The 24,309-nt window shown below is 63.5% G+C and carries 17 protein-coding genes; 7 read left to right on the plus strand and 10 right to left on the minus strand.

Translation table 11 applies throughout. The annotated features are described in order from the left end of the window. Positions 1–179: 179 nt before the first annotated feature. The 5 genes from phnX to ACQY8B_RS19160 are packed head-to-tail and all read right to left on the minus strand — an operon-like array spanning position 180 to position 6,052. Positions 180–1,004 (minus strand): phosphonoacetaldehyde hydrolase, encoded by an 825-nt coding sequence (gene phnX, locus ACQY8B_RS19140; protein WP_422088150.1) that lies wholly within the window; start codon positions 1,002–1,004, stop codon positions 180–182. 50 nt (positions 1,005–1,054) lie between these two features. Then, positions 1,055–2,194, minus strand: a complete 1,140-nt coding sequence (locus ACQY8B_RS19145) for a TIGR03364 family FAD-dependent oxidoreductase (RefSeq protein WP_422088151.1) — start codon at positions 2,192–2,194, stop codon at positions 1,055–1,057. Further along, complete coding sequence (locus ACQY8B_RS19150; RefSeq protein ID WP_422088152.1) at positions 2,194–3,909, minus strand: putative 2-aminoethylphosphonate ABC transporter permease subunit; 1,716 nt, start codon at positions 3,907–3,909, stop codon at positions 2,194–2,196. The genes ACQY8B_RS19145 and ACQY8B_RS19150 overlap by 1 nt, the downstream gene beginning before the upstream one ends. A 2-nt stretch (positions 3,910–3,911) precedes the next feature. Further along, on the minus strand, positions 3,912–4,991 hold the full coding sequence (locus ACQY8B_RS19155; RefSeq protein WP_422088153.1) for an ABC transporter ATP-binding protein: 1,080 nt from the start codon (positions 4,989–4,991) through the stop codon (positions 3,912–3,914). Positions 4,992–5,017: 26 nt separating this feature from the next. Then, entirely contained in the window at positions 5,018–6,052 is a 1,035-nt protein-coding gene (locus tag ACQY8B_RS19160; RefSeq protein WP_422088154.1) for a putative 2-aminoethylphosphonate ABC transporter substrate-binding protein, read from the minus strand. 282 nt (positions 6,053–6,334) lie between these two features. Between ACQY8B_RS19160 and ACQY8B_RS19165 the strand changes: the two genes are divergently transcribed. Both ACQY8B_RS19165 and ACQY8B_RS19170 read left to right on the plus strand, forming a co-directional pair. Beyond that, positions 6,335–6,895, plus strand: a complete 561-nt coding sequence (locus tag ACQY8B_RS19165) for a phosphonate degradation HD-domain oxygenase (RefSeq protein ID WP_422088155.1) — start codon at positions 6,335–6,337, stop codon at positions 6,893–6,895. 96 nt (positions 6,896–6,991) lie between these two features. Beyond that, on the plus strand, positions 6,992–8,791 hold the full coding sequence (locus ACQY8B_RS19170; protein ID WP_422088156.1) for an ABC transporter ATP-binding protein/permease: 1,800 nt from the start codon (positions 6,992–6,994) through the stop codon (positions 8,789–8,791). On the opposite strand, the gene queC is transcribed toward ACQY8B_RS19170, so the two are convergent. Further along, entirely contained in the window at positions 8,773–9,477 is a 705-nt protein-coding gene (queC, locus tag ACQY8B_RS19175; RefSeq protein WP_081268538.1) for a 7-cyano-7-deazaguanine synthase QueC, read from the minus strand. The genes ACQY8B_RS19170 and queC overlap by 19 nt on opposite strands. Before the next feature lie 79 nt (positions 9,478–9,556). Here queC and ACQY8B_RS19180 point away from each other — a divergent pair, with 79 nt between their 5' ends. Continuing rightward, positions 9,557–9,967, plus strand: coding sequence for a DUF2177 family protein (locus ACQY8B_RS19180; RefSeq protein ID WP_422088157.1), 411 nt, complete (start codon positions 9,557–9,559; stop codon positions 9,965–9,967). Between the two features lie 537 nt (positions 9,968–10,504). Continuing rightward, positions 10,505–10,801 (plus strand): hypothetical protein, encoded by a 297-nt coding sequence (locus ACQY8B_RS19185; RefSeq protein WP_422088158.1) that lies wholly within the window; start codon positions 10,505–10,507, stop codon positions 10,799–10,801. 41 nt (positions 10,802–10,842) lie between these two features. Here the strand turns inward: ACQY8B_RS19185 and ACQY8B_RS19190 are convergent, their stop codons facing one another. The 4 genes from ACQY8B_RS19190 to ACQY8B_RS19205 form a co-directional block, all read right to left on the minus strand. Next, a complete protein-coding gene (locus ACQY8B_RS19190; protein ID WP_422088159.1) occupies positions 10,843–15,054 on the minus strand; it encodes a calcium-binding protein in 4,212 nt (1,403 codons plus the stop codon). Then, a complete protein-coding gene (locus ACQY8B_RS19195) occupies positions 15,032–15,604 on the minus strand; it encodes a hypothetical protein (protein WP_422088160.1) in 573 nt (190 codons plus the stop codon). The genes ACQY8B_RS19190 and ACQY8B_RS19195 overlap by 23 nt, the downstream gene beginning before the upstream one ends. A gap of 205 nt (positions 15,605–15,809) precedes the next feature. Continuing rightward, positions 15,810–17,300, minus strand: coding sequence for an HlyD family type I secretion periplasmic adaptor subunit (locus ACQY8B_RS19200; RefSeq protein ID WP_422088161.1), 1,491 nt, complete (start codon positions 17,298–17,300; stop codon positions 15,810–15,812). Continuing rightward, positions 17,297–19,546, minus strand: coding sequence for a type I secretion system permease/ATPase (locus tag ACQY8B_RS19205; RefSeq protein WP_422088162.1), 2,250 nt, complete (start codon positions 19,544–19,546; stop codon positions 17,297–17,299). The genes ACQY8B_RS19200 and ACQY8B_RS19205 overlap by 4 nt, the downstream gene beginning before the upstream one ends. Before the next feature lie 1,010 nt (positions 19,547–20,556). On the opposite strand from ACQY8B_RS19205, the gene ACQY8B_RS19210 reads away from it, so the two are divergent. Genes ACQY8B_RS19210 through ACQY8B_RS19220 form a run of 3 tightly spaced genes read left to right on the plus strand, consistent with a single transcriptional unit; the run spans position 20,557 to position 24,301 of the window. Further along, entirely contained in the window at positions 20,557–22,038 is a 1,482-nt protein-coding gene (locus ACQY8B_RS19210; protein ID WP_422088163.1) for an alkaline phosphatase, read from the plus strand. A gap of 32 nt (positions 22,039–22,070) precedes the next feature. Further along, complete coding sequence (locus tag ACQY8B_RS19215) at positions 22,071–23,594, plus strand: alkaline phosphatase (protein WP_422088164.1); 1,524 nt, start codon at positions 22,071–22,073, stop codon at positions 23,592–23,594. Next, positions 23,591–24,301 carry a hypothetical protein gene (locus tag ACQY8B_RS19220; RefSeq protein ID WP_422088165.1) on the plus strand — a complete coding sequence of 237 codons (711 nt, stop codon included), beginning with the start codon at positions 23,591–23,593 and terminating at the stop codon, positions 24,299–24,301. Before ACQY8B_RS19215 ends, ACQY8B_RS19220 begins: the two co-directional genes overlap by 4 nt. Positions 24,302–24,309 lie beyond the last annotated feature (8 nt).

A 24,309-nucleotide genomic window follows, 5' to 3' on the forward strand; every position in this document is an offset into this window, starting at 1 on the left:
CACTCACCGAAGCCTTCGGCACCGGCACACCGGGCTTCGGCTTGTCGTCGCAGGCGCCCACGAGCAGGCCAAGACAGAACAGAAGAACAAAGGATGCGCTTCGCATGCGAGCCATGCTATGCCTGCCTCGCGGCGCGTCAAGTCGGACGCCGCCGCGTGCCGAGGCGGCGCGGCTTCCGTCAGGCCTTGGGGCGCTCGCCGCGCTGCAGCCGTTGCTCGATGTCCTCGAGCACCTTCGGCAGGTCGGCCACGCTGTCGATCACATAGTGCGCACCGGCGGTTTCGAGTTCGGCGGTGGCGCGCGCACGGCGCTCCTGCTGCTGCCCTTCGTCGAGCGCCTGCCATTCGGCCAGCGTGAGGCCGTTCACGTTACCGCTCACGGCCACGCCCACGGCCCAGGTGCCCGCGTTCAGGCCTTCCTGCAGGCCGACGCCGGTGTCGTCGACCTTCACCACCGTGTGCGGCGGCCACACGCCGAGGTCGGCGAAGCAGCGGTACATCATGAGCGGCGACGGGCGGCCTTCGGCGAGGTCGCCGCCGCACACGAGGTTGTCGGGCGAATAGCCGCCGGCCGCCGCAATGGGCAACACCACTTCCATGATCGGGCGGTTGTAGCCGGTGGTGGAGCCGATCTTCAGGCCGCGCTGGCGCAGCACTCCGACGGCTTCGAGCGCACCCGGAATGAAGTCGGCGTGATCGCGCACGCTGGCCGCGTTCATCGGCGTGAACACCTCGTACAGCTTGTCGGCATCGGCGTCGCTGAACGCATGGCCGTGCTTCGCTTCCCATTGGGCGGCGATGCGCGGCAGCGTGCCGAGCGCCTTGATGTGGTCCCACTTGGCCACGCCCATCGGGCCGCGCGCCTCGGCGATGGTGATGTCGACGCCGAACTGCTCGAACAGCTTCACGAAGGCGCCCATGGGCGCGCAGGAACCGAAGTCGAGGATGGTGCCGGCCAAGTCGAAGACGACGGCCTGGAGCTGGGAATGGTTGTGGGCGTTCATGGCTGCATGAATGAAAAGATGGGGGGGCGAAGGCGAGCGCGCCGTGCGCTTCACCATTTCTCGAAGACGTCGTGCGCAATGCCGAAGCCGGTGCTCGCGCCGCTGCCGCTGGTGACGATTACCACGCGCGTGGCGTCGTCGGGCGCATCGATCACGCAGGGCGTGGTCTTCGACGACGGGTACACGCCGGTCCAGCGTTCGGTGACCCGCGCGGCCTCGAGGTTGAGCGTGCTGCGCAGGTGCCGCAGGATGAGCTGGTCGACCTCTTCCATCGCGAAGGGCTCGGGTGCGTCGCCGTAGTGATGCGAGTCGCCGACCACCAGCGAGCCGTCGGCGCTCTGCACCACGATCAGGTGGATGCCGTGCTCGAGCGAGGCGGCCTCCTCCTGCTGCAGGCGTGCGCGCAGCGCGGCGGCCTCGGGCAGCGTGCTGTAGCCCTCGTAGCGCACCAGGCTCAGGTCCATCATCACCGAGCCCGGCAACTGGAAGCCCGCTTCGGGCTTCACGCGCAGCATCTGCAGGCAGCACAGCGTGAGCTCGTGAGCCGCAATGCGGTCGGCAAAGAGGCCGTGCAAGTCGGTGTTGGTGCAGACAGCCACGCGTTCGGCATGCAGCGTGCCGCGCGAGGTGCGCACGCGCGGCGTCTCCACCTCGAGCACCGCCTCGCCGAAACGGAATGTCACGCCGTGCGCTTCGGCCAGCCAGCGGGCGAGCAGGCCGATGGCGGTGCGCGACTCGACACGCAGCTCGTGCGGGCTGTACAGCACCGAGCACGCGTCCGACAGGTTCAGCGCCGGTGCCTTGGCTTGCGCATCGGCGGCGTCGAGCAGCTCGCAAGCCTCGCCCATCGGCGTGCGCATGAAGGCCTCGAGCACGTCGTGCGCCTCGGGGCGGTAGGCCGCGAGCCAGAGATTGCGATGCACGATGTCGATGCCCGCATAGGGTGCGATGCGCTGCCATACGTCGCGCGAGTGCATTGCGCGGCGCCAGGTGTCGCCGGGCGCCTGCCCGGTGATGGTGATGAAGCCGAAGTTGCGGATCGAGGCGCCGATGCAGGCCGCGTCGCGCTCCACGACGCAGACCTTGAGGCCGCGCTGCGCGGCGGTGTAGGCATGGGCCAGGCCGACGATGCCGGCGCCGACCACGATGAGGTCGAAATGATCGGGATGATGGGCTTGGGTACCGGGCATTACCGGTGTCTCCAGTTCTGGGTGCGCTTGAGCACCCAATGCCCCGCCAGCGCGAACACCCCGCGGCCGATGGCGGCCGTGAGCATGATCAGCGAGGCCATGGCCGCGGCGGGCGCGACGTCGCCGGCATCGTCCATGTTGAGCACGGCAATGGCGGCGAGCGAGGTCTGCGGCGAATAGAGGAACACGACGGCCGAAACGGTCGTCATCGCGTTGACGAAGAAATAGCCGCCCACGTTGAGCACGGTAGGCAGCGCCACCGGCAGGTGCACGCGCCACAGCGTGCGCCAGAACGGCACGCCCATCGACTCGGACACCAGTTCGTATTCGCGGTCGAGCTGGCGCAGCGCGGTGAGCGAGGTCAGGTGCGCCACCGAGAAGAAGTGCGCCACGGTGCACACCACCAGGATGGTCATGCTGCCGTAGATGGCGCGCAGCGGGTTGGACGGCGAGATGAAGAAGAAGATGTAGCCCACGCCCAGCACCAGCCCGGGCACCGCCAGCGGCAGGTTGGCCAGCAGGTTGAGCAGCTCGCGCAGCAGGCCGAAGTGGCGCGGCTTCTCGACCAGGTAGGCCGAGACGAAGGTGATGAACGCACCCGCCACGGCGGCGCACACGGCCAGCCGCAGCGAATTGAAGTAGCTGCCCCAGCCGCCACCGTCCATGTTGCTGAAGTCGTAGTTCTTGAACGACGGCGCAAGGTTGTAGGGCCAGTAGGTGGCCAGCGACGCGAACACCGCCATGCCGATGATCACGAGGATGGCGCAGCCCGTGAGGGCGCAGAACACCAGCAGCGCACGGTCGCGCGACTTCACCGGTTCGGGCTGGTAGGGCGTGGCGCGTGCCGACAGCGCCGAGGCCTGCTTGCCGCGCACGTGCCGCTCCACCAGGAACGACAGCACCGCCGGAATCAGCAGCACCAGGCCGACCACCGCGCCCATCTGGAAATTCTGCTGCCCGACCACCTGCTTGTAGATGTCGGTCGCGAGCACGCCGGTCTGGCCGCCAACCACCTTCGGCACGCCGAAGTCGGTGATGACCAGCACGAACACCACCATCGCGGCCACGATCAAACCGTAGCGCGAGGACGGCAGCGTCACCGTGCGGAAGATGCGCCAGCGCGAGGCCCCCAGTGTCTGCGCGGCTTCATAGAGCCGTCCGTCGGAGGTGGCCATGGCCGTGGTGAGGATCAGCAGCGCATGCGGCAGCGTCCAGAACACCGAGCCCAGCACGATGCCCAGCGGCCCGTAGATCGACACGTCGCCCATCAGCCCCTTGAACAGGCCCTGGTTGCCGAACAGGTAGACCAGGCTGATGGCCGGCAGCAGCGACGGCGCGAGCAACGGCACCAGCGCCACCGCGCGCAGCAGGCCCTTGGCCGGCATGCACGACAGCGTGAGACCGTAGGCATAGACGTAGGCGATGGCGGTGCAGATCACCGCGCTCAGGGCCGCGAGCCCCAGGCTGTTGAAAGCCGACTGCACCAGCGCCGGGTTGTCGAGATACCGCGCAAAGTTGGCCAGGCCGACGAAGGCTCCCGCACGGTCGAAGAAGCTCTGGCCGACCAGCGCGCCGACCGGCAGCGCGACGATCACGACCAGAAGCAGCACGACCAGCAGAACGGCCGCACCCGTGATCCAGCGTTCGCGATCGAACGCGCTGCTGCGCGCCATCGCCACCGGCGGGACGGCGACGGCGCCGGGAAGACTGCTCATGCTCAATGCGCCAGAACGGACAGTGCGTTCAGGGGAAGCTGGATGTGCACCATGCTGCTGGGCACCAGCGGCTCGCCACCACCGCCGCGCGCGTCGGCGGGCAGCTCGGCTTCGATCTCGATACCCAGCGGCTCGCAGGCCAGGCGGGCCGAGGTGCGGTTGCCGAAGAATTCGGTGTCGAGCAGGCGCGCCGCGAAGCTGTTGGCGCCGAGTTCGGTGCCGTAGCGCTTCACGACCACGTGCTCGGGGCGAATGCCCACGGTGGCCTGCGAGCCGACGCTCAGGTTGCCGGGGGCGCAGAAAAGTTCGCTGTCGCGCACGCGCACCTTGCCGTCGGCCAGCACCGTGGCGGGCAGCATGTTCATGCGGCCCACGAAGCCGGCCACGAAGCGGGTGCGCGGCTGGCGATAGAGCTCGTCGGGCGTGCCGGCCTGCTCGATGCGGCCGTTGTGCATCAACACTACGCGGTCGGCCATCGACAGGGCCTCTTCCTGGTCGTGCGTGACCATGATGGTGACGATGCCCAGGCGCCTCTGCAGCGCGCGGATTTCGCTGCGCAAGCTGGCGCGCACCTGTGCGTCGAGCGCGGAAAGCGGCTCGTCGAGCAACAGCAGGCGCGGATTGGGCGCAAGCGCGCGTGCCAGTGCAACACGCTGCTGCTGGCCGCCCGATAGCTGCACCGGATATTTGTCGGCATGCGCGGCCAGCCCGACGAGGTCGAGCATCTCGCGCGAGCGCTTGGCCATCTCGCGGGCCAGCGCGCCGGTGGGATGCAGGCCGTATGCAATGTTCTGCGCGGCCGTGAGGTTGGGGAACAGCGCATACGACTGGAACACCACCCCGAAGCCGCGCGCCGCGGGCGGCAGGCCCGCGATATCCTGCCCGCCCAGAAGGATCTGGCCGCTGTCGGCACGCTCGATGCCGCAGACGATGCGCAGCAGCGTGGTCTTGCCGCAGCCCGAGGGGCCGAGCAGGCACACGAACTCGCCGGGCTCGATGTCGAGGTCGATGCCGTCGAGCACGCGGGTGGCGCCAAAGGACTTGCCGATGCCGCGAAGGGAAAGAAAGCTGCTGCTCGTCATGGCCGGATACCGCTTGGGCGTGGGGATCAGAGGGGCTTCTTTTCCGACTTGGACTCGTAGCGCTTGGACCACTCCGTCAGGATGCGGTCGCGGTTGGCGGCAGCCCAGGTGAAGTCGTTCTTGGCCAGCAGCTTCTCGACGTCGCCCGGCACGAACTCGAGCTTTTCCTGCACGCCCGGCAGCGCCAGCACCGCGAAGTTCTTGGCATACAGCTCGTTGGCCTGCCTGGTGACGGCCCAGTCGGCCAGCGCCTTGGCGGCTTCCTGCTTCTTGCTGGTCTTGATGATGCCGGTGGCTTCCATGTCCCAGCCGAGGCCTTCCTTCGGCAGCACGATGTCGATGGGCGCGCCTTCGCGCTTGGTCTTGTTGGCGCGGTATTCGAAGGACATGCCGAGCGCGAACTCGCCGGCGCCGGCCTGGCGGCAGGGCTTGCTGCCCGACTGGCTGTAGATGCCGATGTTCTGGTGCAGCGCGTCCATGTACTTCCACGCCTTTTCTTCACCCATCATCTGGATCCAGCCCGAGACCATCAGGTAGCCCGTGCCCGACGCGGCGGGGTTGGGCATGGTGATCTGGCCCTTGTAGACCGGGTTGGTCAGGTCCGCCCAGCTGGTGGGCTTGGGCAGGTTCTTCTTCGCGGCTTCGGCGGTGTTGAAGCAGATGGCCGACGACCACACGTCCATGCCGACCCACTTGGGCGGGTTGGCCGGGTCGCGCATGTTGGCCTTGATGGCGTCCAGGCCCTTGGGCGCGTAGGGCTGGAGCATGCCTTCCTTGTCGAGCAGCATCAGCGAGGTGGCGGCCAGGCCCCACACCACGTCGGCCTGCGGGTTGGCCTTTTCGGCCAGCAGCTTGGCGGTGACGATGCCGGTGGAGTCGCGCACGAACTTCAGTTCGATGCTCGGGTTCTCCTTTTCGAATGCGGCCTTGTAGGCCTGCACCTGGTCGGCTTCGAGCGCGGTGTAGACCAGCAGTTCGGTGCGGCCCTGGGCCGATGCGGCGAAGGCCAGCGAGAACAGGACGGCCGGCACGAAGGCGCGGCGGAGTTGACGGTGCAGCATGGTGGAGATCCCCAGGTGGAAAAGAAAGAACGCGATGCGGGACATGCGGACAGGCAAGCGAAAGTACGCAAAACCTGTACGGCGACGAATGCGAGGATGCTGGCAGCGGCATGTGACAGGGATTTGTCAGACGCCTCAAAAACACACAAATCCCCAAAATAGCGCCCAAGGCCGACGGGCTTCGTCGCGGCTTCGTCATCCGCGTGTCACCGCCCCGCGGCAGACTCCGCGCGCTGTCACCCGCGCTTTCGCTCCTGCTCCCGCCCGCTCCGTTTCACTTCCATGACACTCGACCTCGCCGAGATCGCCCGCCTGTTCGCCGAACGGGGCGGGGTCGCATATGCGGGCGAGCCCGTCACGCAACTCGAACACGCGCTGCAATGCGCCTGGCTCGCGGAACAGGCCGGCGCGAGCGACTCCCTGGTGACCGCGGCATTGCTGCACGACCTGGGCCACCTGCTGATCGCCGAGCACCAGACCCTATCGCACTCTCCCACCGAACTCGGCATCGACGACCGCCATCAATACATCGCCCTGCCGCTGCTGCGCGGCGCTTTCGATATCGAGGTGCGCGAGCCCATCCGGCTGCACGTGGACGCCAAGCGCTACCTGTGCGCCACGCGGCCCGGCTATTTTTCGAAGCTCTCGCCGGACTCGGTGCGCAGCCTCGCGCTGCAGGGCGGCGTGATGGACGACGAGGCGGCCCGGCGCTTTGCCGAACACCGCTGGGCCGACGACGCGGTGCGGCTGCGGCTCTGGGACGAAGCAGCGAAAGCGGAGGGCCTGAAGACGCCACCGCTGGCGCACTTCCTGGCGATTGCGGCGCGGGTGATGCTGAACTGAGCACCTTTTGAGGCAGCGGGCACGATTCAGCCCCATCTAAGAAACATATGTTTTCCTCATGACGAGCGGCGCACGGGCGCCTGAGAGGAAAACCGAATGTCTTCACCCCCCTCCATCACCGCGCGCGCGGGCACGCTGGTCCAGGTCCTGCGCCGGGTATTCAAGCTTGCGGCGCCCTACTTCAGCTCCGAGGAAAAATGGCGCGCCCGCGCGATGCTGCTGACCATCGTCGCGCTCAACCTGTTCTACGTGTATGTGGCCGTGCTCGGCAACGAGTGGTACGGGCGCTTCTATGACGCGCTGCAGAACAAGAACGCGGTGGTCTTCTGGCACGAGGTGGGCGTGTTCGGCTGGATCGCCTTCGCCAACATCGCTGTACAGGTGCTCAAGTTCTATGTGACCCAGCTGCTGCAGCTGCGCTGGCGCACCTGGATGACGCGCAGCTACCTGTCGCGCTGGATGTCCAACCGCACGTTCTATCACCTGGAGCTGGCGCGCTATGCCGGCAAGGACGGCCAGACGCCGGACAACCCGGACCAGCGCATCCAGGAAGACATGCAGATCTTCACCAGCGCCACGATGTCTCTCTCCATGGGGCTGCTGAACGCCGTGGTCACGCTCATGAGCTTCATCGGGCTGCTGTGGGGGCTGTCAGGCAATTTCTCGTTCACGTTCAACGGCACCACCCACCAGATCGTCGGTGCGATGGTCTGGGTGGCGCTGGGATATTCCGTGCTGGGCACCGTCATCACGCATTTCATCGGCCGTCCGCTGATCGGCCTGAATTTCAGGCAGCAGCGCTTCGAGGCCGACTTCCGGCACCACCTGGTGCGAGTGCGCGAATACAGCGAGGCCATTGCGCTGGATCACGGCGAGAAGGTCGAGCGAGACCAGCTCGACCTGCGCTTCAGCAACGTGCTGCGCAACTACCTGCTGCTGATCAAGCAGCAGAAGAACCTTGTCACCTTCACCTCGTTCTTCGGGCAGGCGGCCGTGATCTTTCCGTTCCTGGTGGCGGGGCAGCAGTACTTTGGCGGCGCGTTCCAGCTGGGCCACCTGATGCAGATCGGCTCGGCCTTCGGCAAGGTGCAGGAGTCGCTCAGCTGGTTCGTCGACAACTACGACAGCGTGGCCGTGTGGCGCGCCACCACCGACCGTCTCACCAGCTTCGACGACAGCATGGCCGCCCATGCCGCGCAGGACGATGGCCTGCAGCGCGCGCACGCCGCGCTGCTGCACACCGATGACCTCGGGGTCGCGCTGCCCGACGGCACGCCGCTGCTCACCGGTGCCGCGCTGGCGGTGAAGCCCGGCGACAGCGTGCTGCTGCAGGGCCCGTCGGGCAGCGGCAAGTCGACGCTGTTCCGCTCGTTCGCGGGGATCTGGCCGTTCTCGAAAGGCCGTCTGCAGGTGCCCGACAACGTCGCCTTCATGCCGCAGCGGCCCTATGTGCCCGACGGCAAGCTGCGCGACGCGCTGACCTACCCCAACCCGGCCACGAACTTCAGCGACGACCAGCTTCGCCAGGCACTGAACGACGCCCTGCTGCCCGACTTGGTGAACCGCCTCGACGAGAGCGACGCCTGGAGCCAGAAACTCTCCGGCGGCGAGCAGCAGCGCCTGGCCATTGCGCGCGTGCTGCTGAAGAAACCGGCGTGGCTGTTCGCCGACGAGATCACCAGTGCCCTGGACGCGCAGGCCGAGGGCGTGCTGTACAAGCGCCTCGCGGCCACGGTGCAGGCGGCCGGCGGCGCGATGGTGTCGATCGCGCACCGCGCGGCCGTGGGCGACTTCCACAACCAGCGCTGGATGATGGTGCCGCAGGCAGAAGGCGCGGCCGGCGGCGGGCCGCGCTACCGGCTGAACACCGCGGCCGTTCAGCCGGCGGCGGCGTAGCGCTCCCAGCCCTTCTTGCGCAGGTCGCAGGCGGGGCATTCGCCGCAGCCATAGCCCCAGGCCTGGCGGTGCGTGCGGTCGCCGAGGTAGCAGGTGTGCGTTTCCTCGACGATCAGGTCGACCAGCGGCTCGCCGCCCAGGCGGTGGGCCATCTGCCAGGTCTCGGCCTTGTCGATCCACATGAGCGGCGTCTCGATGACGAGGCGGCGCTCCAGCCCGAGCGACAGGGCGAGCTGCATGGCCTTCATGGTGTCGTCGCGGCAGTCGGGGTAGCCGGAGAAGTCGGTCTCGCACACGCCGGTGACGATCACCTGCAGCCCGCGCCGGTACGCCAGCGCGCCGGCCAGCGTGAGGAACAGCAGGTTGCGCCCCGGCACGAATGTGTTGGGCAGGCCGTCGGCCTGCATCGCGAAGGCGACCTCCTCGGTCAGCGAGGAGCCGCCCAACTGCGCCAGCGCCGCCAGCGTGAGCACGTGGTCTTCGCCCAGGCGGGGCGCCCACTCGGGAAAGCGCTCGCGCATCTTCGCGAGGATGGTGCCGCGCACGTCGAGTTCGACGCGGTGGCGCTGCCCGTAGTCGAAGCCCAGGGTTTCGACGCGCTGGTACTTCGAGAGCGCATCGGCGAGGCAGGTGGTCGAGTCCTGGCCGCCGGAGAAAAGAACGAGGGCGGTGGTGTGCAGGGGCATATCCGTCAACGGCGGGCCGTTGTAGTCCAAAAGCGCAATTTTCGCAGGCCGCATCGGCTGCGCGGATACCATGCCGCGAATGAGCACTAAACACTTGGTTGCATGGACAGTCACCTTCGTGGTGCTGTTGGTGATCGACATGATCTGGCTGGGCGTCGTCGCCAAGGGCATGTACCAGGAGGGCATGGGCGACCTGATGTCGCCGAACCCGCGGCTGGCCTTCGCGGCTGTCTTCTACCTGATCTACCCGATAGGCCTGCTGCTGTTCGCGATCGTGCCCGGCGTCGAGGCACAGAGCGTGGTTCGCGCGGCCGTGCTGGGCGCGCTTTTCGGCATGTTCTGCTACGCCACCTACGACCTGACCAACCTGGCGGTGATCCGCAATTGGCCGCTGGCCCTTTCGTTCATCGACATCGCCTGGGGCACGGTGGTGAGCGGCGTGGCGGCGGCGGCTGGCGCGGTGGCCTGGCGCTGGATGGCGACACGCTGAGCGGCTGCAGTGCTCGCTAGCAGGTTCAGCTTGAAAAGAATAAGACGACTCGCTACGTATCCGTTTTCACAAAGATGTCGAGCGACTCGAAGTAGCCGTCGCCCAAGAACTCGCGAACGGTCAGGCTGACCTTCTTCCGTTAGTCAAAGGACGACGCGCGCGTAATCGAAAGCTGTTAGATCGGAGAGCTGGTACTAGGTCGCCCCATACCATTCACCGTCCCTATAGGCCTCACAAGCCTCAACGCCAGCGTCTTCGGGGAAACCCCGTCGCTTCTTCAATGACCCTATTTCTGCAACGTTGGGGACGTCGGCGATGAATCTGTAGACGCCAGACCAACTGTCAAACTCCGGGTCGCAATCGACCGACGCTCAGGCTCCCTGGACATCTGGCGCTCGGAAACGTCATAATCGTGGCCCCCATCAGGACACCACCTGTTGGAAGCGTGATCCTTTGGCGACCGGTTTGCCGGTGCCACTCGAATGACCGGGCCGCCGGCCTCGGTTCAGTTCGCCCCTCATCTGGAGCGCTGTCACCTTGCAAAGCAAGCTCGCGCGCGACGATCTGTTCCGGGTCGTGCAGATTTTTGTCGTGTTCATCCATTTGGGTTTCTTGTTCCTCACGGCTGGCTTTCGCAGTGGCGACGGTTCTGATTTTGTCGGCAAGCTCAACAAGCCTGCCCCTTATAGCGCGCAGACTTTCCTTCAAGAATACTCACCCAAATGGGATTCGCACACCGCGTCACACCGCTCATCGCATGGTCGTACGCATCGTGAGGTAGAGGGGGCACTCCGGCAATTGGAGCAGCTCGTGTTAGCGCCAGTGCAATCGTGACCAGCAGATCAAAATTGCATCGGCACTAGCAACTAAGTCAATCAATGCCAGTTTGCAGCAATCACTGGGGCTAGGCTGCTTTGATAGTTCGGCGGCAGTGTCGTCTGCCCGGGCGTGGGTGGTGCGAAGCTCGCCATCGCCTGCACAAGATTCTGCACCTGGGTGTCCAGCAGGATCTTGCCGTCACCGGTCTTGAACTTTTCTACGTGGTACTGGTTTCCGCGATACCAGTCCTTAATGGTGACTTGATCATCGCCGCCGATCACGTTGATCGCCAGATGGTCCCCCACCCGACGGAACCAAAGTTGATCCGCTGAGATGTCTGCCCCGAAGGCCGCGATATCGGTGTTGCCCGCGGTTGCGTCATCTTCGATGATCGTGTCGCGACCATCGCCCCTCTCGAAGCGGTATGTGTCGTTTCCTGTGCCACCGGTAAGAACATCATTTCCCTTCCCGCCTTCAATGATGTTGTCGTCGGGGCGCCCCGAGATGTCGTCGTTGTAGTTGCTTCCTATGAAGTTCTGTACGTTCTGGATTTTGCTTCCGAAGTTGTCCGTTCCGGTAATCACTTGGTAGGAGACGAAATCGTCGCCGACCCGCGTTTCTTGATAGGTCACGACATGGCTTAGGTTGACCCCAGCGGAGAGCTGAGCGTAGGACACAGTGTTCCGCCCAGACCAACCATCGATCTCGTAGTCCCTGCCAGTCACAACGAAACGGTCGTCTCCGCCTCGTCCACGGAGCACGCTGCCTCGGTCACTGCCAATCAATGTGGCCCCTTCCTCAGGAGCATACAGAGTGGTTACGTGACGTTGGCCGTCATAGACTTCATTTCCTTCGAGACTCCACGTAGTTCCTGTTCCTACGCCTATGAATGACATGCTAGGAGCACCAATCACGTTGGCGAAGATATCGAGACTGGTGGGTGACACGCCGAGCAGGGTGATTTTGCGATTGTTGGAGGTCAGAACGGCATTGCCATCACCATCGCGGGAGATCGCAACACCTCCCCCGGTCATGAATGCGAGCCTATCGCCATTGGCACCTGTCTGAAATCCGGTGACTGTGGTGTTTCCGAGGGCGTACGCGCCGACGAAAGAGATTTGATCAACGCCCGAGCTAAGAATCACGTTCTGAGTTCCACCGTTATCTATGAACAGGTTATTGCCGTTCTCCAAAACGGTCGTCTTCCCGTTTTCTCCAACGTAGGCCTTGGTGTATCCACGCGACTGAGCAATTGAGCTGAGGAGTTGATCTCCTGCAACTTTTACAGCGCTGGTCGCCTCTACTGCCGCGGCGTAGGCACGGAACGCCTCAGCGGCGAGTGTGGCATCCGTTCGCGTGAGAAATGTTCCTCCGCTCGACAAGTGCCCTGTCAGGGATGAGTTGACTGGGACCAACTCGTTAAGGTCCGTGCGTATGCTGTCCAGCCATTGAGCAGCCGCGGCTACATCGCTTCGAGTTTCCAAGTACTTGGATATCGCCTCATCCCATGCGAATGTCATGGTCGCGGCTGCATATACCGCAGCCTTTCGAGCCGCATCCGTCTGCACCGCGTTTGCCACCTGTGCTTTGCTCTGGCTGTCGATTGACATCGCCGCCGCGTTGTCGATTTTTTCTGCCGTTCTCAGTACCCCGTAGCGAGCGGCTTCCACACCGTAGTTATTCGCAAAGTAGTTGCTTAGACTCCAAGGTGCGTAGTTGATCCTGCGCCATTCAGTAGGGATCGATGCGCGATTCCCATCCGGGCCGTAAAAGTAGGTGATGGTTCCATTTAATCCATTGGCCCCCAATCCTGCCTGGACCGCCCAGCTTTGCTTGGCTTTCGCTTCAAGCGCCTCCGGGCTTAGAGGCCCCGCACCCGATGGCAGCCCGTACTTCTGCTGCAGAGCAGCCACAATGTGGTCGTACGTTGGGAGGCTTTGTACCGTTGCAATAATCGCCCTTGCTTGGCCAGCCGACATGGCGGCATATCCGCTGGCGACGTATTCTGTGAACGCCAGCGCCGCAGCGGAGACTGGAACTACTTTGCCGCCGTAAATCGGTTGACTGGTAGAAAAACCCACATCGCTGATCTCGTGTCGCTTGCCATCTGCGGTCGTGTATCCTGCATTGGCAACGACGAGGTTACCGTTCACCTGGCTATTGACGGCTTTCGAAACAAGGTCAATTGATTGGATCCCAAGACTCGCCAATGTGCGCAGTTCGCCAGCATCGGTCCTTCCATCTTGGTCCGCATCGATCCAAACTTGCAATTCGTCGAAATAGAGCTTACCTGTTGCCGCGTTGACCAGCGAGGTTTGGGCTGAAAGAGACGTTGAACCTGGCTTGCTTAAAAGTGCCAACGCCTTGAAGCCATCCTGATTCGCTGCAGCGGCTCCAGAGATTGCAAATTTCTGGCCGAACCACTCGCTCGCGTTATCCACGGCACCGTTGCCATTCTTGTCGAGGACAAGAATCCCGTTCTTGCGTCCAACCCAGCCCACAGCCTGAGCGATGCCGGTGACGTTGACATCGAAGAGTGCCTTGCTCTTGTCCATGGACACGAGATCAAGTCCTCGATCGTCCAAGTCAAGCACCAAGGGCAAAGAGAAGCCGGAACCGATGCCGTTGACCGTCACCGAGAAGATTGAGGACTGCTGTCGCAGCGTATTTATGCGGCTCTCCGCGTGAAAGCCCAGCGCTTGGGAGACAGCCCCAGCCATACCGCTGGAGAGCAGGAGCGCAGTCGGCACCTCGCCTCCCAGCAATGCTGGAATCCACCTGTCGGAAGTTCCTGGCATTCCAAGCCGTCGTGCGAGGAAGTCCAGCGAATCCGCTGTTCCCTTGGCCAAGTTCATCGCACCTGCTCTTTCTTGGCTGGCATTTGCCGTCAGTTGATTCAAGCGCCCCTGCATTGCGCCCTGTTCTGCCGAAGCCTTGCCGGCCTGAAAGGCGCTGTCGGTGTTTGTGATGAAGGCGCCGAGATCTCCTCCGCTGAAACTCCGGCCCTCCTGGCTCCAAGACACTGGCACCCAGTTGCCGTTGGCGTTCTGGGTGTAAGTCGTGCTGATGCCTCCGCTGGTCGTGGAAGTGAAAGTGGCGACATCCGCATCCGAGACGGTAATGATTTCGGTAACGCCGGCTAAGAACACTGTTTCGCGCACAGCATAGTCAGCGTTGTCCCTCGCTCCGTCGGTCTCCCGGGAGCGAACAACCCGACCGTCGAAGTCGTACACCCTGTCGATCTGGTCGCCGTAACTACCATCGGGGTTGTACGACTTCACTTCGGTGGTTTCTGTCTTTTTGTAGCTCCCGTTGGCTTGCAGGACCTCATGCAGTTCGATGTGGCCACCTTTGTAGCCGTCGAACGTTGTTGTGACTCGCTGGCCGTTGTTGTAGTCGGCCCGCGATATGTAGGTCCCATCCGGACCGACTTCTTCCGAAAAACTCTTCAACCCGTTGGGATCGTTCAGCGCGTACCCCATCGCATCGCGCACGGCCGCAGAATCGGAATTCGGAAGCCCAAACTTGCGAATGTAGTCCGGCACGTAGTTGGAGGGCAGGTATAGTTTGCCCTCGTCCATGATGTAGTTTGTCAACGCCATCCCCGTCAGCCCGCGCTTCTGTCCCTCGCTTTCCAATTCCGCAAGCCTGCCAATAACGGTCGGTGGCAACTGCGCAGGCGAAGTCCGGGCAATGAATTCGCCCTGCGAGACTCGCCCAGCCGCCAACTCCGCGCGCAGCGCGTTCAGATCCGCATACCAGCCTCGCACCTCGGCCCGCATCACCAGATCCACGATGGCGGCGGTACGCTGCGCTCCGACGAGATTGGGCTGATAGGACTGTGGTGTGCTATTCCTCAGGCGATACGCCTCGTCATACATGTCCTGAGTGGCATTGTGCTCAACCTCGTGCGTCACGATGCCCATGGCCGCCCTGGCGTTGCGAGGATCGGCAAAGAACGCAGGCTTTTCACCATTCGTCTTGAACCAGTCCTCGTCGAGTTGGATGGCGAATTTATTGCCTCTACTTATGTATTCGTTCGACCCTCGATCATTGCTGTACATAGCGCCGGCTCTATTTTCTTTGAGTCGCTCAGCCGTCACCAACTCAAAAACAACCGTTCCGCGCAACACGGCCTCTGTCACCATCGCATTAGAATAGGTATTCTGATTGATGGCATTGACGAAGTTTTGCAGTGCTGCTTGATTCACGCCAGCGGACTCATTCAGAACCTTGAAGATAGGGTCACTCGTGGTAAATACGGTCATCGCTGTACTCCTTGAATTTAAAAAGATTGCTCGCAGAAAGGCCAAGTAAACAAACACTTGACCCCAAATTGACGCTCACATTGGCTCGATCGGGGTGCGGATTTCGGAAATCTGCGTCATACGGCTTCCCGTCGTGCGGCCCAGTAGGCGGCATGCCCACGGGGCGTATCATTTCGCGAAGTTGTTCGTGAGTTCCCAGGGGCCGGTAAACAAAGGCTCTTCCCCAATAGGCCTCCACCAGACGCGACGAATAGCACTTGTCGCTTTTGCTGACGTCAAACCTGACCCGGATGGACCAGGAGTTCGACTCCAGAAATTCGGAGTAAGAGAGCTCGATTTGCCAACGTGGGTCTTCGTGAGGCTTGTTGGGTACGAGGATCTCATTCAACGAGCGTGCGCCCTGCGTATCCCTGAATGTACGTGTGTTGAAAGGGTGCGCATCGACGGCCTTGTAGATGGCTTGCCGATCGAGAATCAGCCCGGGTGTTTCGTACAGCTGCCGGGCTGCATCGATCATCTGCTTGATCTCCGGCGAAAGCTCCTCAGCCATCGTTCGCCCGGAAAGGCTGAATTGGGGAGAAGGTAGCGCGGTTGACTCATTCGCCTGAGCCCAGGCACCCATGGTTGTCGCACTCAGCCACAGGAGTGCAGGATATCTTTTCACGTGATAGCACCAAATTCGGTATCCCATTGATTTTTCCTTTGCTCTTTAAAAATCGACGCCCTTACAGTTCGCAAAGTTCGAGGTGCGCAATTCACCGCTCCCTCAGGCTTTCGCCGGTCGCCCGCTGAACCGGGCTGAGCAAGAACTCGATGATTCGCCGCTTGCCCGTCTTGATCTCCGCTGTGAGATTCATCCCAGGGGAGAGCTTGATCGGCCTGCCATCCACATCGATGGTTGTGCTGTTGAGGTTGAGCGTCACTGGGAAGATCGCCCCGCGCTTCTCGTCATTCACCGCATCCGCCGTCATCGTCTTCACGGTCGCATTCACCGTGCCGTAGCGCGTGTACGGGAACGTCTCCAGCTTGATCTCCGCTTCCTGCCTCGGGCTCACGAAGCCGATATCCTTGTTCTCCAGCGTCACCTCGGCCGTCACCTGCGCCCCGTCGGGCACGATCACCATCAGGGGCTGCGCTTCCGTGACCACCCCACCTTCGGTGTGCACGGCGAGTTGCTGCACCGTACCCGTCACGGGGGCCTTGAGCGTGGTCAGCTGCTCGCGCTGACCGGCCTTGGCCAGGTCCTGCGTGCCTTGCTGCCGCTTGAGTTCGCCTGCCGCTTCTCGCGCCCTCAGGCTGTGCTTGGTCTCGGCGATGTAGGCCGCCTTCGTCTTCTCGCTCTCCCTCAGCGTGGCGTTGGCCTCCGCCAATCTCGCCAGCTGCGTCGCTAGATCCCGCTCCATCTCGATGCGCTCGCGCGTGCGATCCTGGTTCGCGTGGCTGGACATAAAGCCCTGATCCGCCAATTGACGGAAGTCAGCCTCCCGCTGTCTTGCGATGGGGAGCGTTGTCTCCAGCTTGGTGACTACTTCGCGCGCGGTCGCTATCTCGGCCTGGCGTCGATTGATCTCCGCGGCTGCCTTGGACAGCTTGGCCGTGATGTCGCTCCATTCGTCACTCAACTCCGCGCGGGCCGAGCTCAGGTCTTCATCGGTCCACCCCGAAGGAATGGCATTGCCTAGGTCTGGAGCGCGCAGCTCGGAGGCGGTGGAAGTATTCATGGCCTTCAGCAGCGCCCGGGTACGCATGACCTCGGACTGCGCGGACTTCAACAGTTCATTGATGTTCGTCCTGTCGGCCGTGGCCACCGTGGGATCGAGTTCGACTAGCGCTTGCCCTGCTTCGACATGGTCGCCATCCCTGACCAGCACCCGCTTGACCACGCTGACCTCCAGCGGCTGGATGATCTTGGTGCGCTCGCTCACGATGATCTTGCCGGGTGCCACGGCCACGATGTCGATCTGCCCGAAGATGGACCAGGCCAGCGCAATGAGGAACAGCGCGATCAGCGCATAGGCCAGTCGCCGAGGTGCGGGGTGTACAGGGGTGTCTTGCAAGCTGAGTGCCGCCGGCAGGAAGGCGGCCTCATCGGCCAGGCGCCTGGGCCCGGCCAGTTCGTGGCGGTGCTTCCAGGCAGCCTTGAAGATGGCCTTGTAGCGCCCCAGCAGCTCGAAGGCCGGGTGCCGCATGTCGCGCGCATGAGGCGCATTGGCTGCTGGCGCCGTTGTAGAAACCTCCGGCGTCATGCTGGTGCTCCCGATCCAGCCCCGTCATTCATCTCTGTCGGATGCCCGCCACCCTGCATGTTCCACAGGTGCGCATAGATGCCCTTGGGCCGATTGAGCAGGCTCTCGTGCGTGCCGCCTTCGACAATCTTGCCCTTGTCCATCACGATGATGCGGTTGGCGTGCCGCACGGCACTCAGCCGGTGCGCAATGATGAAGACAGTGCGCCCCTTGCAGATGTGCGCCATGTTGCGCTGCACGATGGCCTCGCTCTCGTAGTCCAGCGCGCTGGTGGCCTCGTCGAAGATCAGGATGCGCGGATGGGTAAACAGCGCCCGGGCAATGGCGATGCGCTGGCGCTGGCCACCGGAGAGGCTGGCTCCTTGTTCGCCCACCATGGTGTCGTAGCCCTCGGGCAGCTCGCTGATGAACTCATGGGCGCCGGCCAACTGGGCCGCATGGATGATGGCTTCGAGCGGCACTGCCGGATCGACGATGGCGATGTTCTCGCGCACGCTGCGGTTGAAGAGGGTGTTCTCCTGCAAGACCACGCCCACTTGCCTTCTCAGTTGTGCCGCGTCGATGAGGCTGATGTCGATGCCGTCGACCAGCAAGCGTCCCTGCTCGGGGGCATACAGGCGCTGGATGAGCTTGGTCAGCGTGCTCTTGCCGGAGCCTGAGCGCCCGACGATGCCGATGACTTCGCCGGGGCGCACATCGAGGCTGACGCCGTTGAGAACCGGAGCCGCTTCGGGACGGTAGCGGAAGGTCAGGTTGTCCAGGGTCACACGGCCCTTCAGGGCTGGGAGCTGGGCTGCGGTGCTCGGCGGGACTTCGGTGCGGGTGTTGAGGATGTCGCCCAGGCGCGCCATGGAGATGCCGGTCTGCTGGAAGTCGGTCCACAGCTGAGCCATGCGCATGATCGGCTGTGACACCCGCTGCGCGAACATGTTGAAGGCGACGAACTGGCCGACCGTGAGGTCGTTGTTCATCACCAGGTGCGCGCCGTACCAGAGGGTGGCGGCATTGACGAGCTTGCCGATGAGGTTGACACCTTCATGCGCCCAGCTCGCAAGGTTCTGGGTGCGGAAGCTGGCCGAGATGTAGGCAGCGAGCTGGTTGTCCCAGCGGCGCCCGAAGGCCGGCTCGAGCGCAGTGGCCTTGACGGTCTGGATGGCGCTGACGGTCTCCACCAGCATGGCCTGGTTCTCGGCGCCGCGCGCGAACTTCTCGTCCAGGCGGCTGCGCAGGATGGGCACGACCGCCAGGCTCAGGCCGAAGTACAGCGGCATGCTCGCGAGCACGATCAGGGTCAGGGGCACGCTGTAGAACAGCATGACGGCCACGAAGACGATGGAGAAGACGACGTCCAGCAGCACTGTCAGGGCATTGCCGGTCAGGAAGCTGCGGATGTTCTCGAGTTCGCGTACGCGGGCGACGGAATCGCCGACCCGCCTGGCCTGGAAGTAGGCCATGGGCAATTGCACGAGGTGGCGGAACAGGCGTGCACCAAGTTCGACGTCGATACGGTTCGTGGTGTGGCTGAAGACGTAGCTGCGAAGACCATTGAGCAACGATTCGAAGATGACCACGACCACCAAGCCGATGACCAACACGTCCAGCGTGGTCAGGCCGCGGTGCACGAGCACCTTGTCCATGACGACCTGGAAGAACAGCGGGCTGACCAGCGCGAACAGCTGCAGGATGAAGGAGATGAAGAGCACTTCACCCAGCAGCTTCCTGTGCTTGACGAGGCTGGGGATGAACCAGGAGAAGTCGAACTTGGCAAGCTCGCCCGCGAGGCTGGCGCGGCTGGTGATGAGGATGAGTTCGCCCGTCCAGTGCGCAGCGAAGACTTCCAGGGGTTCGATGACGGGGCGGCCGTTCGAGGAAGAAGGGTCCTGCAGCAGGACGCGTTGAGCGTCGCACTGGGCCAGGATGACGAAACGCTCACCGCCGCCTTCGCCTCGAAGCACCGCGAGGGCCGGTAGCGGCGTCAGGGACAGGCGGTCAAGCGAGGTACGGGAGGACTTGGCTTTAAGGCCCAAGTGCTGGGCTGCGCCCAGCAGCGTGGCGGTGTCGATGGGCTCGGAAGGCGTCAGGCCCAGTTGATGCGCGAGAAGCGCAGCATCGGCTGCGATCTGGTGGAATCGTGCAACTGTGCACAACGCGGCAAGGGACGGATGCGCAACGACTCCCGCTTCAGGGACCCTTTGCGGCGGCGCGCCATCCTCCCCGTGCTGCTGCACGACCACCCCTATTCCCATTTGAAATCCCTCGAATGTTCTTCTGAAACATCAAGATACGCAGAAAAAATGAACAAATTATGTCGATGGCGCGACTGGAATGCTGCGAACCAATGACTGCCGAGTGACAGTCGTAACTCAATCATCGGAAGAGTAAGGTCGCAAACGATTAGCAACGCGGTTGTGAGAGGTTTCCGCACAACGCCCCAGGAATCGGTCGATTAGGACTTGGCCGTCGACACGACGGCTCACATCATCGTGGCCACCGAGGCGGTCAACTGTGCCTCGTATGCGCGCAAGTTGCCTGCAATGCTGGCAACGGTACATCAGACGTCGGCAAAGCTACCCCGGCAGACCCTGGCCGATGCGAGCTATCGCACGAGGCGGTGTTCGCTTGCCTTGAGAGCCTGATAGGCTTGGTTAGTTGTAGCCTTGGGCCGAGAGGGCCAGAAGCACCCGGCAATCAACGAGGCCTCGCTGCCGTTGACTGGAACGATGGCGCAGAAGATGAGGACCCCAGGCCCAGCAGGCTTACCCACGACGCAAATGGCTTGTCGAGCCGCCCAATGGCTAGATCAAGTACGTGCTGGGGTTTTCTGGCAGTTACGCATGCGTGGCCTGCAGAAAGTGCAAGCCGAGTGGAGACTCGTTTGCATGGCGCTGAATCTGCGACGGATAGCAGTGATGCTGCCGGCCTGAGATCCTAGTGTGATGGCCTGCGGGCCCATCAAACCACGCACTCGCTAAGTCGTCACGGCCTGTATGCGGCTGCCATCCACCGCAGCATACAAGGGCTTGTAGCCAATTGCTTCTGCACTTCAACTGTCGCGGTCATCCTTCTGCCGCCCAGACTCCAACAAGCTGGGTATGACACGCCGAAGTCTTCCGATGTGTTTTTCTCCTGAGATGCGCTGAACTTTTTCGGCAGATATGCATCGTCATGGCCGAGTCACGTGACGTCTTTAGATTTCACCTCCGGAACACCTGCGCATCAAGCGCACTACTCAAACAAACCCTCCGGAGGGAGTCGCATGACCCAACGCTTCATTGCCCCAGCGCTGCTGGGCGCTTCGCTATTGCTGTCCGCCTGCGGCGGCAGCAACCACGGCCCTCAACTGCTGCCGATTCTTCCGCAGCAACCCGCCGCCGCACAGCCCCAGAAAAACATTCTGTTCTTCCTGGGCGACGGCATGGGCATCACCACCATGACCGCCGCGCGCATCTACAAGGTCGGCGAAGACGGCGACCTGACGATGGACACGCTGCCCGAGACGGCCTTCGTCCACACCTATTCGAACGACGCCCAAGTGACCGACAGCGCGCCGTCGATGTCGGCCTACATGACCGGCGTGAAGATGAACAACGAAGTCATCTCGATGAGCCCCGAAACCAAGGCCACCGACGCCTCGGGCAAGGCCTACCACACCAACTTCGACAGCACCTGCCCCTCGGGCAACGGCCAGGCCGTGGAAACGCTGCTCGAGCAGAGCAAGGCCAAGGGCTACGCCACCGGCGTGGTGACCACCACGCGCATCACGCACGCCACGCCCGCCGCCACGTATTCGCACGTGTGCCACCGCGACGCCGAAAACACCATCGCCGCTGCGCTGGTGCCCGGCGGCGCCGGCTACAACGCGAAGCTGGGCGACGGCATCGACGTGTTCTTCGGCGGTGGTACGGATTACTTCCTGCCCAAGGTCAACAAGACCGACAAGGACAAGATCGGCAAGCGAAACGACGACCGCGACCTGACCGCCGAACTGAAAGTGGCCAAGTACAGCTACGCCGCCAACAAGAGCGAGTTCGACAAGCTGCCCGTCGACGGCACCACCAAGATCGCAGGCCTCTTCACCAAGAGCCACATGGCCTACGATCTCGACCGCGACGCCACCGAGGAGCCGAGCCTCGCCGAAATGACCGGCAAGGCCATCGACGCCCTGGCCGCGCGCAAGAAGGGCTTCTTCCTGATGGTGGAAGGCGGGCGCATCGACCATGCGCTGCACGCCACCAACGCACGCCGCGCGCTGCAGGACACGAGCGCCTTCGATGACGCCATCAAGCTCGCGCTCGACAAGATGCAAGCCATCGACCCGGGCCTGAAGAACACGCTGGTGGTGGTCACGGCCGACCATGACCACACGCTGCAGCTCAATGGCTATGCCGCGCGTACCGGCAAGACCGAGCCGGGCAAGCCGGGCGTGCTCGGGCTGGTGAAGAACTACGCAGATGCCAGCAAGAACAGCACGGACGTGAACGGAAAACCGTACACCATCATCGGCTTCGGTAACGGCCCACACCGCACTGCACGCGACTTGGCAATCGACGAATTCGATCTGAACAAGCCCGACTATCAGCAGGAAGCCGTGGTCCCGACGCAGGCGAACAGCGACTCCGAAACCCACGGCGGTGCCGACGTGTTCCTCGGCGCACAAGGCCTGGGCGCCGACAACTTCTCCGGCGTCATCACCAACACCGACGTGTTCGGCCTGATCAAGAAGGCGGTCGGCCTGTGAGGGGCAACCAGCGCTCATCGACGAACACCAACATGAACACGACCATGAACCGCATCACCCGCAAAACCCGCCTGGCCGCCGCCCTCTTCTGCGCCGCCGCCGGCACCCTGGCCGGCAGCGCGCACGCCGCCGGCGAAGCCAAGAACGTCATCTTCTTCCTCGGCGACGGCATGGGCCCGGTCACCGTGACCGCCGCGCGCATCTACAAGGGCGAAAAGCAACTGGCAGCCAAGCCCGGCTCGCTGGTGAGCCCGGAGCGCGCCAACCTCGTCATGCAGTCGCTGCCCTATGCGGCACGCGTGAAGACCTATTCGCTCGACGGCCAGACCACAGACAGCGCCCCTTCGATGGCCGCCTACATGACCGGCGTCAAGATGCGCAACGAGGTGATCTCGATGTCGAGCGACACCATGGCCTACGACAGCACCGGCAAGCAGTACTACAACGGCGAGAACACCACCTGCCCGCCGACCAACGGCAAGGCCGCCGACACGCTGCTCGAGCTGGCCAAGGCCAAGGGCCGCGCCGTGGGTGCGGTGTCGACCACGCGCGTCGGCCATGCCACGCCGGCCACCACCTATGCCCACATCTGCAATCGCAACGGCTACAACACCATTGCCGAGCAGAGCGTGCCGGGCCATGCCAACTACAACCCGAAGCTGCTCGACGGTGTCGACGTGCTGATGGGTGGCGGCCAGCGCAACTACCTGCCGACGGGAAGCACCAAGCGCACCGACGGCGTCGATCTCGTGGCCGCGATGACGGCCAAGGGCTACACCTATGTCGACTCCGGCACCAAGCTCAAGGCTGTCGACACGGCCGCCACGGGCAAGCTGCTGGGACTTTTCTCCTCGAGCGAAATGGCCTACGAGCTGGACCGCGTCAAGCAGAACCTCGACCAGCCCAGCCTGTCGGACATGACGGAGAAGGCGCTCGGCGTGCTCAGCAAGAACGACAAGGGCTTCTTCCTGATGGTGGAAGGCGGCCGCATCGACCACGCACTGCACGGCACCAATGCCAAGCGCGCGCTGGAAGACACGCTGGCCTTCGACGCAGCCATCCAGACCGCGCTCGACTTCATGAACAAGAAAGACCCGGGCCTGAAGAACACGCTGGTGGTGGTCACCGCCGACCATGACCATGCGATCGCCTTCAACGGCTATCCGAAGATCGGCAACCCGATCCTCGGCCTGGTCAACGGCTACGCCGACGGCAAGCCCACGAAGGCGGCGGATGGAAAGCCGTACACCACGCTGGTGTTCGGCAACGGCGGACGGCCCAACGCGACCGCCGGCAGCGATGTCAACGCGGAAGACAGCAACAAGAAGTGGATCGCGCCCGCGCGCGCCGCTTCGCGCGACGACCAGACCGCCATGGACACCACCGACGACAACTTCCTGCAGGAAGTCGGCATCAACCTGGGTTCGCCCGGCGCTGAAACCCACGGCGGCGGCGACGTGATGCTGTTCGCCGGCGGCGCCGGCTCGAAGATCTTCAAGGGCACCATGGAGAACATCAAGGTGTTCAACAAGGTCAAGGAAGCGGCCGGCCTGTGACCGCATCCGTGACGCTCAAGACGCTGCTGGCGGCAACGGCCCTCGTGGCCTTCCCGCTGGCGGCCAGCGCCGCGGGCGATGCCGAGGCGCCGGACCAGAACCTGCGCATCCAGCACCACATGATGTCGATCGGCAAGGACGGCGTGCAACGCGAAAGCCGCTACGCCGACCTGATGTTCCGCCGTGCCGGCTCGGTGTGGGTCGAGCGCGAATTGCCGCCCGCGCTGCGCGAAGACCACGACCACGAAGCCCGCGAGGGCAAGGTGCACATCGGCCACGCGCATGCGGACAACACGGCCGCCCCGCTGTGGGTGCGCCGCGACGCCGCAGGCAAGGTGCAGGTGGGCATGGTGCTGCGCGAGCAGCGCAAGCTGATCGACATCGACGCGGCCAACTACGGCAACGTCGGCTACAGCGGCTCGTGGGCCAACTCCTACTGGCTGGTCGATCCCGCGAGCTTCGCCCGCATGAAGGACCTGGGCGCGGCCGGCAAGGGCGTGCAACGCTACGAACTGCAGCAGGGCGAGGGCACGCTGCGGATCGAATGGGACACGGCCGGCCGGTATGCACGCAAGATCGAGCAGCGCAACGCGCGCGGTACCTCGATCAATGTGATGACCGCCTCGGCCATCCCGGCGCCGAAGACCTTGCCGTGGAAGGCCATCGAGGCCTACGAGCGCGGCGACTACTCGGACTTGCTGGACTGACCGGGTTC

The organism is Variovorax sp. (assembly GCF_965279555.1).
Classification (GTDB): Bacteria; Pseudomonadota; Gammaproteobacteria; order Burkholderiales; family Burkholderiaceae_C; genus Variovorax.

Bases quoted from the DNA above. Each gene is read 5' to 3' on its own strand.
- phnX (WP_422088150.1), bottom strand. From the start codon at position 1,004: ATGAACGCCCACAACCATTCCCAGCTCCAGGCCGTCGTCTTCGACTTG.
- ACQY8B_RS19145 (WP_422088151.1), bottom strand. From the start codon at position 2,194: ATGCCCGGTACCCAAGCCCATCATCCCGATCATTTCGACCTCATCGTG.
- ACQY8B_RS19150 (WP_422088152.1), bottom strand. From the start codon at position 3,909: ATGAGCAGTCTTCCCGGCGCCGTCGCCGTCCCGCCGGTGGCGATGGCG.
- ACQY8B_RS19155 (WP_422088153.1), bottom strand. From the start codon at position 4,991: ATGACGAGCAGCAGCTTTCTTTCCCTTCGCGGCATCGGCAAGTCCTTT.
- ACQY8B_RS19160 (WP_422088154.1), bottom strand. From the start codon at position 6,052: ATGCTGCACCGTCAACTCCGCCGCGCCTTCGTGCCGGCCGTCCTGTTC.
- ACQY8B_RS19165 (WP_422088155.1), top strand. From the start codon at position 6,335: ATGACACTCGACCTCGCCGAGATCGCCCGCCTGTTCGCCGAACGGGGC.
- ACQY8B_RS19170 (WP_422088156.1), top strand. From the start codon at position 6,992: ATGTCTTCACCCCCCTCCATCACCGCGCGCGCGGGCACGCTGGTCCAG.
- queC (WP_081268538.1), bottom strand. From the start codon at position 9,477: ATGCCCCTGCACACCACCGCCCTCGTTCTTTTCTCCGGCGGCCAGGAC.
- ACQY8B_RS19180 (WP_422088157.1), top strand. From the start codon at position 9,557: ATGAGCACTAAACACTTGGTTGCATGGACAGTCACCTTCGTGGTGCTG.
- ACQY8B_RS19190 (WP_422088159.1), bottom strand. From the start codon at position 15,054: ATGACCGTATTTACCACGAGTGACCCTATCTTCAAGGTTCTGAATGAG.
- ACQY8B_RS19195 (WP_422088160.1), bottom strand. From the start codon at position 15,604: ATGGCTGAGGAGCTTTCGCCGGAGATCAAGCAGATGATCGATGCAGCC.
- ACQY8B_RS19200 (WP_422088161.1), bottom strand. From the start codon at position 17,300: ATGACGCCGGAGGTTTCTACAACGGCGCCAGCAGCCAATGCGCCTCAT.
- ACQY8B_RS19205 (WP_422088162.1), bottom strand. From the start codon at position 19,546: ATGGGAATAGGGGTGGTCGTGCAGCAGCACGGGGAGGATGGCGCGCCG.
- ACQY8B_RS19210 (WP_422088163.1), top strand. From the start codon at position 20,557: ATGACCCAACGCTTCATTGCCCCAGCGCTGCTGGGCGCTTCGCTATTG.
- ACQY8B_RS19215 (WP_422088164.1), top strand. From the start codon at position 22,071: ATGAACACGACCATGAACCGCATCACCCGCAAAACCCGCCTGGCCGCC.